The organism is uncultured Sphaerotilus sp., assembly GCF_963924895.1.
Lineage (GTDB): Bacteria > Pseudomonadota > Gammaproteobacteria > Burkholderiales > Burkholderiaceae_C > Sphaerotilus.
This window is the reverse complement of sequence record NZ_CAWURG010000026.1, coordinates 53,964-62,968: the sequence shown is the minus strand read 5'-3', so window position 1 is coordinate 62,968 and position 9,005 is coordinate 53,964. Positions and strand designations below refer to the sequence as shown.

Annotated in this window: 8 protein-coding genes and 1 riboswitch; of the genes, 7 read left to right on the top strand and 1 reads right to left on the bottom strand. The window is 69.3% G+C overall.

What is annotated here, in order from left to right:
• The first annotated feature begins 47 nt into the window (after positions 1-47).
• Genes AABN02_RS10965 through AABN02_RS10950 form a run of 4 tightly spaced genes read left to right on the top strand, consistent with a single transcriptional unit; the run spans position 48 to position 4,122 of the window.
• The gene (locus tag AABN02_RS10965) at positions 48-1,274 is read left to right on the top strand and encodes a 3-hydroxybenzoate 6-monooxygenase (RefSeq protein WP_338415071.1); all 1,227 of its coding nucleotides are present in this window, start codon (positions 48-50) and stop codon (positions 1,272-1,274) included.
• Positions 1,275-1,290: 16 nt separating this feature from the next.
• On the top strand, positions 1,291-2,355 hold the full coding sequence (locus tag AABN02_RS10960; RefSeq protein WP_338414969.1) for a cupin domain-containing protein: 1,065 nt from the start codon (positions 1,291-1,293) through the stop codon (positions 2,353-2,355).
• Between the two features lie 30 nt (positions 2,356-2,385).
• A complete protein-coding gene (locus AABN02_RS10955; RefSeq protein ID WP_338414968.1) occupies positions 2,386-3,087 on the top strand; it encodes a fumarylacetoacetate hydrolase family protein in 702 nt (233 codons plus the stop codon).
• A 51-nt stretch (positions 3,088-3,138) separates the two neighbouring features.
• On the top strand, positions 3,139-4,122 hold the full coding sequence (locus AABN02_RS10950; RefSeq protein WP_338414967.1) for a tripartite tricarboxylate transporter substrate binding protein: 984 nt from the start codon (positions 3,139-3,141) through the stop codon (positions 4,120-4,122).
• On the opposite strand, the gene AABN02_RS10945 is transcribed toward AABN02_RS10950, so the two are convergent.
• The gene (locus AABN02_RS10945; RefSeq protein ID WP_338414966.1) at positions 4,123-5,034 is read right to left on the bottom strand and encodes a LysR family transcriptional regulator; all 912 of its coding nucleotides are present in this window, start codon (positions 5,032-5,034) and stop codon (positions 4,123-4,125) included.
• Between the two features lie 127 nt (positions 5,035-5,161).
• Here AABN02_RS10945 and AABN02_RS10940 point away from each other — a divergent pair, with 127 nt between their 5' ends.
• From AABN02_RS10940 to AABN02_RS10930, 3 genes are all read left to right on the top strand, one after another.
• On the top strand, positions 5,162-6,166 hold the full coding sequence (locus AABN02_RS10940) for a tripartite tricarboxylate transporter substrate binding protein (protein ID WP_338414965.1): 1,005 nt from the start codon (positions 5,162-5,164) through the stop codon (positions 6,164-6,166).
• A 25-nt stretch (positions 6,167-6,191) separates the two neighbouring features.
• Positions 6,192-7,391, top strand: coding sequence for a M20 aminoacylase family protein (locus AABN02_RS10935; RefSeq protein ID WP_338414964.1), 1,200 nt, complete (start codon positions 6,192-6,194; stop codon positions 7,389-7,391).
• Between the two features lie 182 nt (positions 7,392-7,573).
• A riboswitch (glycine riboswitch) is annotated at positions 7,574-7,691 on the top strand.
• A gap of 28 nt (positions 7,692-7,719) precedes the next feature.
• Positions 7,720-8,976, top strand: a complete 1,257-nt coding sequence (locus tag AABN02_RS10930; protein ID WP_338414963.1) for a D-amino acid dehydrogenase — start codon at positions 7,720-7,722, stop codon at positions 8,974-8,976.
• Positions 8,977-9,005 lie beyond the last annotated feature (29 nt).

The following is a 9,005-nucleotide window of genomic DNA, read 5'->3' as shown; positions in this document are numbered from 1 at the left end:
CATGCTGATTGACAGGATGCAAACGCATGAGCAGCACGAGCAAGTTGATGCACACCCCGACAGACCACACGGATCTGACAAGCGCACCGGTGGTGCTGGTGGCCGGAGGCGGCATCGGCGGCCTGGCCGCCGCGCTGGCCCTGGTGCGCCAGGGTTTCCGGGTCACGGTGCTGGAGCAGTCGCCGGAGATCGGCGAGATCGGCGCCGGGATGCAGCTCGGCCCGAACGCCTTCCACGCCTTTGACGCGCTGGGCGTCGGCGCACGGGCACGCAGTCGGGCGGTGTACACCGACTTCATGGTCATGCACGACGCGATCGACGCATACCAGGTCGGCAAGATCCCCACCGGCGAGGCCTTCCGCGCCCGTTTCGGCAATCCGTATGCCGTGATCCACCGCGCCGATGCCCACCTCTCGCTGCTCGAAGGGGCGCAGGAGACCGGGCTGGTGGACTTCCACACCTCCACCCGCGTGGCCAGCGTCGAGCAGGACGCCGACGGCGTCACCGTCTTCACGCAGGACGGCCGCAGCTTCCGCGGCGTGGCGCTGATCGGCGCGGACGGCGTCAAGTCGGTGGTGCGCGAGCAGTTCGTCGGCGATCCGGCGCGGGTCACCGGCCACGTCGTCTACCGCGCGGTCGTGGACAAGGCGGACTTTCCGCCGGAGTTGCAGTGGAACGCCGCCAGCATCTGGGTCGGCCCGAACTGCCACCTCGTCCACTACCCGCTGCGCGGCGGCGAGCAGTACAACGTCGTCGTCACCTTCCACAGCCGCGAGCAGGAGGAATGGAGCGTGCGCGAGGGCAGCAAGTCCGAGGTGGAGAGCTACTTCCAGGGCATCTGCCCGCAGGCGCGCCAGCTCATCGACTTGCCGAAATCCTGGAAACGCTGGGCCACCGCCGACCGCGAGCCGATCGGCCAGTGGAGCTACGGCCGTGTCACGCTGCTCGGCGACGCCGCCCACCCGACCACGCAGTACATGGCCCAGGGCGCCTGCATGGCGATCGAGGACGCGGTGACGCTCGGCGAGGCCCTGCGCAGCTGCGGCAACGACTGGACGCAGGCGCTCGACCTCTACCAGCGCGCCCGTGTGGCCCGCACCGCGCGCATCGTGCTGTCCAGCCGCGAAATGGGCCGCATCTACCACGCCAAGGGCGTCGAGCGGCTGGTGCGCAACGACCTCTGGCGCGGCCGCACGCCCGAGCGTTTCTACGACGCGATGGAGTGGTTGTACGGCTGGAACGTCGGCAACTGCCTGGACGCGGCCAAGCACTGACTACCTGGAGAACTGCATGGACAAGCACCTGGACGACGCCCCGCTCGCCCGCCTCGAAGACCTGCCCCCCGCCTACGTCCAGTCGCTGCGCGACAAGAACCTCGTGCCGCTGTGGCCCAGCCTGCGCGGCGTGCTGCCCCCAAAGGTGCCGACACGCCAGACCCAGCCCATCCACTGGGCCTATGCCGACATCAAGCCGCTGCTGCTGCAGGCCGGTGAGCTGACGCCGATCGAGAAGGCCGAGCGCCGCGTGCTGGTGCTGGCCAACCCCGGCCACACGCTGGAGAAGATGCAGGCCAGCGCCGCGATCTACCTCGGGATGCAATTGCTGCTGCCCGGCGAATGGGCGCCGTCGCACCGCCACACGCCCAACGCGGTGCGCATGGTGGTCGAAGGCGAGGGCGCCTGGACAACAGTGGACGGCGAACAATGCCCCATGTCGCGCGGCGACCTGATCCTCACCCCCACCGGCCTGTGGCACGAACACGGCCACGACGGCGACGCGCCGGTCGTCTGGCTCGACGTGCTGGACCTGCCGCTGGTCTTCTACATGGAGGCCAGCTACCACCTCAACGGCGGTCGGCAGGAGGTCAAGCCCGGCCGCGGCGAGCAGGCCTACCGCCGCGCCGGTGTCATGCCCAGCCCGGTCTTCGGCCGCAGCGGCAAGCGCTATCCGATGCTGCGTTACCCGTGGGTCGACACCCGCGCCGCGCTCGAAGCCCTGGCCGAGGACCAGCCCGCCCTCGACTCGGTGCAGATCACCTACGTCAACCCCGAGACCGGCGAAGACGCCGAGAACATCCTCGGCTTCTACGCCCAGATGCTGCGCCCCGGCCAGACGCTGCAGCTCCCGGCCCGCTCGCCGGCCTGTGTCTTCCACCTGATCGAAGGCAGCGTCGACGTCGCCATCGACGCCGCCACGCCGCGCACGTTCACGCTCGCCGAAGCCGACACCTGCTGCGCGCCCGGCTACACCGGCGTGACGCTGTGCAACCGGTCCGCCGACCGGCCCGCCTTCATCTTCCTCGCCGACGAAGCGCCGCTGCACCGCAAGCTTGGCGTCTACGAAGTCCGCGCCTGACGCGCCACCCCCACACACCGACACCACCCGATGACCACCTACCTCTGGAACCCGCCCGCCGTCCAATCCCTGCCCGTGCGCGGCTCGGACGCCCGCTTGCCCATCAACCGCATCTTCTGCGTCGGCCGCAACTACCACGCCCACGCCGTCGAGATGGGCCGCCCGGTCGACAAGGCCGCCGAGCGCCCGTTCTACTTCACCAAGTCACCGCAGACGCTGGTCGAAAGCGGCGCGACCGTGCCGTACCCACCCGGCACGTCGAACTACCACTACGAGATGGAACTGGTGCTCGTGATCGGCAAGCCGGGCTTCCGTGTCGCCGCCGAGAATGCCCACGACGTCATCTACGGTTACGCCTGCGGCCTGGACATGACGCGCCGCGACCTGCAGCTCGTCGCCCGCGACAAGGGCCGGCCCTGGGATCTGGGCAAGGACATCGAGCAGGGATCGGTCTGCAGCGAAGTCGTGCCGATGCCGGGTGTCGTGATCGAGTCCGGCGAGATCGCGCTCGCGGTCAACGGCCAGACGAAGCAGCACTCGGACGTGGACAAGCTCATCTGGAACATCCGCGAAATCATCGCTGACCTGTCGCAGTTCTATCACCTGGAACCCGGCGACCTGATCTTCACCGGCACCCCGGAAGGCGTTGGCGCGGTGCTGCCCGGGGACCAGATCCGCGGGCAGGTGGCTGGGGTAGGCGAGGTTGCGCTGCACATTGGCGCGGCCGAATAATTCGCGACCATAACGACACCACGAGATCGCAAGATCCACGGAGACAAACCGATGAACCGCCAGACCTTCCTCGCCGCGCTGATCGGCGCAGCCGCCTTTGCCCACCTGCCGGCCCGCGCCGAGACGGTGGCCGAGTTCCCTTCCAAGCCGGTGACGCTGTTCACCGCCTTCGCGCCCGGCAGCGGCCCGGACGCCACGCTGCGCATCCTGTCCGAGAAGCTCGGCAAGCTCTGGAACCAGCGTGTCATCGTCGAGAACCGCCCCGGCGGCGGCGGCTTCATCGCGATGGACGCCGTCAAGCGCGCGCCGGCCGATGGCTACACCCTGCTCCAGCTCGACAGCGACCACCTCTCTGCCGTGCCGCACCTCTACAAGCAGCGCGGCGCGGACGCGGTGAAGCACTTCGAGCCGGTGGCGTCGATTTTCCGCACCACCTTCCTGGTCGCGGTGGGCGCCGAGTCGAAGTGGAAAACCATGGGCGACCTGATCGCTGCCGCCAAGGCCGAGCCGGGCAAGGTGACCTACGGCTCGTGGGGCGTGGGCAGCCCCGGCCACCTCGGCGGCGAATTGCTGGAAGAGCTGACCGGCATCCGGATGCAGCACATCCCCTACCGCGAGGTGAGCCAGCTCTTCCCCGCGGTCGGCTCGGGTGATGTGGCGTGGAGCCTGGGCACGCTGCCGTCCAGCTCCGGCGCCTACAAGGCCGGCAAGCTGCGCTATCTGGCGGTGGCGTCCACCAGGCGCCTGCCGCAGCTGCCCGATGTGCCGACTGCTGCCGAAGCAGGCGCGCCCGCGGGCTTCGACGTGAACGCCTTCGTCGTGCTGGTCGCGCCCAAGGGCCTGCCGGCGCCGCTGCGCGCGAAAATCAATGCCGACGTGGCCAAGGTCATCGCCGATCCGGAGCTGAAGGCCCGCTTCGACACCTTCGCCTTCGAGCCGATCACCTGGACGCCCGAGGAGATCACCCGAGGTGTCGAGGCCAAGTCCAAGGTCTACGAGGTGCTGGTGAAGAAGGCCAACATCAGCCTGGACTGATCAGCCCGGAACGGCTTCGGCGTCCCGCAAGGTCGCGCGCATCCACTCGCGCACCAGCGCCAGCCCCGGCGCCGGTGTGCGGGCGGACAGCGTCACCAGACCGAAGCGGGCGCTGGCCTGCAGTGGGGGCGCCAGCGCCAGCTCGACCAGTTCCGGCCCGGCGGCGCGGATCGCGATCAGCACCGCGTCGCTGCGCAGCGCCACCGCCACCAGGCTCGGAATCTCCTCGCAGCGCAGCGTGACGCATTGAGCCGGATGCGCGGCCGGCCCGTAGCGCTCCATCAGTACCCGCGCCACCTCGTCGCTCAGCGGCGTCGAGGCGATCGGGAAGCGCTGCACATCGGCAAACGCCACTGCGCCATCCCGCGCCACCTGTTCGGCCAGCGGATGCCCCGGCCGGCAGAGAAACGCGCCGCGCATCTCCGAGACCGTGTCTACGCACAGATCGGGCGCCGGGACGATCGAACGCACGTCCACCACCAGCGCATCCAGCGTCCGTTCGCGCAGCGCCTGCACCAGCAGCGCCGTCGTCGCGCGCGAAACCTCCACATGCAGGCCCGGCCGCTGCGTGGCCACCGCCATCAACAGCGGCGTCATCAGCATCGCCCCCGGCCCCGAGCCCATGCCGATGCGCAGCACGCCCGCTTCGCCTGCGCCGATGCGCCGGCCACTGTCGAGCAACTCGTCTGCGTCCAGCACCACCTGCCGCGCCCGGGCAAGCACTTCGCGCCCGAAGGGCGTCAGCTCGCTGTGGCGGCCGATGCGGTCGAACAGCGGCTGATCCAGCTCGTCTTCCAGCGCGCGGATGCTGCGGCTGAGCGCTGGCTGCGTCAGGAACAGCGCTTCGGCGGAGCGGCTGAAGGAGCCGCTTTCCGCGAGTGCGATCAGGTGCTTGAGTTGAACCAGCGTCATGCTTGCCTCGGCGTTCAAACTATGAGTTCAACTCATCATAAGTCTGAAAACAATGCATTGGACGCCTGAATGATGGCGCTCTACGATGAAGCATCCCATCCCGAACCGTCCCCTCCGGAGAGCCGCCATGCAGCCCAAGAACTTCCCCCGCCGCGCCATCTTCCTGCTCGCCGGCCTGTGCCTGGCCGGCACCTCCGCGGTGGCGCAGACCTTCCCGAGCAAGCAGGTCAACCTGATGGTGCCGTACCCGGCGGGCGGACTCTCGGACGTGATCGCGCGCATCGTCGAGAAGCCGCTGACCCGGGCGCTCGGCCAGCAGGTCATCGTCGAGAACCTCGGCGGTGTCAGCGGGGCGCTGGCCGCGCAGAAGGTGCTGGCAGCGCCTGCGGACGGACACCTCGTATTCCAGGGCTCCCCCAACGAGCTGATCCTCGCACCGCTGGCCAACGCGGCGGTGAAGTTCAAGTCGGAAGACTTTCGCCTCGTGCAGATGATCGGCGTTTCTCCGATCACGATCCACGCCCGCAAGGGACTGCCAGCGAACAACGTCGACGAGCTGGTCGCACTGGCCAGGAAATCAGCCGCAGCGGGCAAGCCACTCACCTACGGCAGTGTCGGCTACGGCTCGTTCTACCACGTGCTCGGCGCGCATTTCGCGCAGACCATCGGGGCAGAGATGGTGCACGTCCCGTACAAGGGGGCCGCGCCGCTGCTGCAGGACATAGGGGGCGATCTGGTGGACATCTCCGTGCTGGTCACTGGACTGCAGTCGGCCGGTCTGGCCGACCAGGGGCGGCTGAAGATCCTCGGCACGCTGGCGCCCGCGGGCAAGGTCGAAGTGCCGTTCCTCAAGGCCTACCCGAGCATCAACGACAGCAAGAGCGTCAAGGGCTTCGCCTACAACATCTGGACCGGCTATCTGGTCAGGAAGGACACGCCGGAGCCGGTGGTGCAGGCGCTGAACAAGGCACTGACGACGGTGCTGGGCGATCCGGTGGTGCGGGCCGAGCTGGAAAAGCAGGGGCTGATGGTCGCCACGCCGCTGTCGGTGGCCGACGCAGCGCGTGAATACGAGACGCTGACCACCAGCTTCCGCGCCATCGCCAAGGCCATCAAGCTCGAAGCGCAGTGACGCGCGGCCGAGAACGAGCCACGCCATGACCTACCTGCTCGACGCACTGCGCACCCGGATCGGCGAATTCGTCCACCTGCGCCGCGACCTACACCAGCACCCCGAACTTGCCTTCGAGGAGCACCGCACCGCCGCACTCGTCGCCGACAAGCTCGAAGGCTGGGGTTACACGGTCGAACGCGGTGTCGGTGGCACGGGCGTGGTCGGTCGTCTGGTGCGCGGCACGGGATCGCGGCGGCTCGGGCTGCGCGCGGACATGGACGCGCTGCCGATCGACGAGGCCTCCGGCGTCGCATGGGCCAGCACCCGGCCCGGCCTGATGCACGCCTGCGGCCACGACGGCCACACGGCGATGCTGCTGGCCGCCGCGCGCCACCTCGCCGAGCACGGCAGCTTCGATGGCACGCTGCACCTGGTCTTCCAGCCCGCCGAAGAGGGTGGCGGCGGCGCCCTGCGGATGATGTCGGACGGGCTGTTCGAGCGCTACCCGTGCGACGCGGTCTTCGCCATGCACAACATGCCCGGCATCACCCAAGGCCACCTTGTCTTCCGTGACGGCGCCGCGATGGCGTCCTCCGACTACGCGACCATCACGATCGAAGGCGTCGGCGGCCACGGCGCAATGCCCCACCGCGCCGCCGACCCGATCGTCGCCGCGGCCAGCCTCGTGATGGCGCTGCAGACCATCGTCTCGCGCAACGTCGATCCGCTGCACGCGGCGGTGGTGACAGTTGGCGCGCTGCAGGCGGGTCAGGCGAACAACGTGATCCCGGCCAGCGCGCGGCTGGAGCTGAGCCTGCGGGCGCTGGACCGCGACGTGCGGGCCACCATGGAGCGGCGGCTGCGGGCGCTGGTCGCGGCGCAGGCGGAGAGCTTCGGCTGCACGGCGCGCATCGACTGGCGTCCCGGCTACGCGGTGCTGGTCAACACGCCGGCGGAAACCGCATTCGCCCGCGAGGTGGCGCTCGACCTGCTCGGCCCCGACAAGGTCACGCTGAACGGCCCGCCGCTGACGGGCAGCGAGGATTTCGCGTTCATGCTGGAGCGCGTGCCGGGCAGCTACCTGCTGATCGGCAACGGGCTGGGGGAGCAGGGCGGCGACGACAGCACGGCCGCGTCGGCCTGCATGGTCCACAACCCGGGCTACGACTTCAACGATGCCAACCTGCCGGTGGGCGCCGCCTACTGGGTGCGGCTGGCCGAGCGGTTCCTGGTGAAAGAATGACCCACCCACCCCCGTCATCCTCGCGAAAGCGAGGACCCACCCGACCAGTGGGTTCCCGCTTTCGCGGGAATGACGGGAGCGGTTGATCGATAGAATCGTTTCACAGCAGGAGAGCACCGGCCCCGAGCCGGTCACCGAAGGCGCAAACTCCCATGAACGCTCAGGTCCACGCACTGCAAGCACACACGCCGTCTGGAGAGACTTCAGGCCCGCACCACGGGTTGTGAAGCGCCGAAGGAGCAAGGCACCGGGACCGTCCCGGCGCTGAATCTCTCAGGTACCAAGGACAGGGGGAGCGGCATGAAAAACGCGAAAGCGCGTCCACATCATGCAAGTCATCGTCCTCGGTGCCGGCCTGCTCGGCACCACGTCTGCCTATTTCCTGCGCCAGCTCGGCCACGACGTCACCGTCATCGACCGGCAGGCCGCGCCCGCCGCCGAAACCAGCTTCGCCAACGGCGGCCAGATCTCCGTCAGCCACGCTGAGCCGTGGGCCAACCCCTCCGCGCCGCTCAAGGTGCTGCAGTGGCTGGGCAAGGAAGACGCGCCGCTGCTGTTCCGCCTGCGCGCCGATCCGCAGCAGTGGCGCTGGGGCCTGCAGTTCCTGCGCGAATGCACGCCGGCCCGCACCCGCCACAACATCGCGCAGATCGTCCGCCTGGGCACCTACAGCCGCGACACGCTGCAGCAACTGCGGCGCGACCTCGGCCTGCAATACGACCAGCGCACGCAGGGCATCCTGCACTTCTACACGAGCCAGAAGGAGTTCGACGCCGCCGAAGCCCCCGCGGCGCAGATGCGCGATCTGGGCTGCGACCGGCGCGTGATCTCGGCGGACGAAGCCGTGCGGCTGGAGCCGGCGCTGCGCCACATCCGGCCGCAGCTGGCCGGGGCGACCTTCACCTCGGAGGACGAGTCGGGCGATGCGCGCCAGTTCACGCTCGCGCTGGCCGAGCGCTGCCGGCAGGACGGCGTGCGTTTCCTGATGGGGCACCACGTCATGGCGCTGCGCACGGTGGGCGGCCGGATCGACCACGTCGAGGTGACGGACGCCGACGGAGCGTTCCAGCGGCTGCGCGCCGATGCCTTTGTCCTGGCCATGGGCAGCTTCAGCCCGCTGCTGGCACAGCCGCTGGGCATCCGGCTGCCGATCTACCCGGCCAAGGGCTACTCGGTGACGATGCCGGTGAAGGACGCGGCGATGGCGCACCAGGTCTCGCTGACCGACGACGAATACAAGCTCGTCTTCTCGCGCCTGGGCGACCGCCTGCGCATCGCCGGCACGGCGGAGCTGAACGGCTACAGCCGCGACCTGAACCGCGTGCGCTGCGAGGCGATCGTGCGGCGCACGGAGCAGCTTTTCCCCGGCGCGGGCGACACGGCGCAGGCACAGTTCTGGACCGGCCTGCGCCCCGCGACACCCAGCAACGTGCCGATCATTGGCCAGTCCCGCGTCCCGAACCTGTTCCTCAACACCGGCCACGGCACGCTCGGCTGGACCCACGCCTGCGGCTCGGGCAAGAGCGTGGCGCGCATCCTCAGCGGGCTGGCGCCGGAGCTGGAGTTCGCCTTCACGCGCCCCTGACCCACACCGTCGTCATCCTCGCGAAAGCG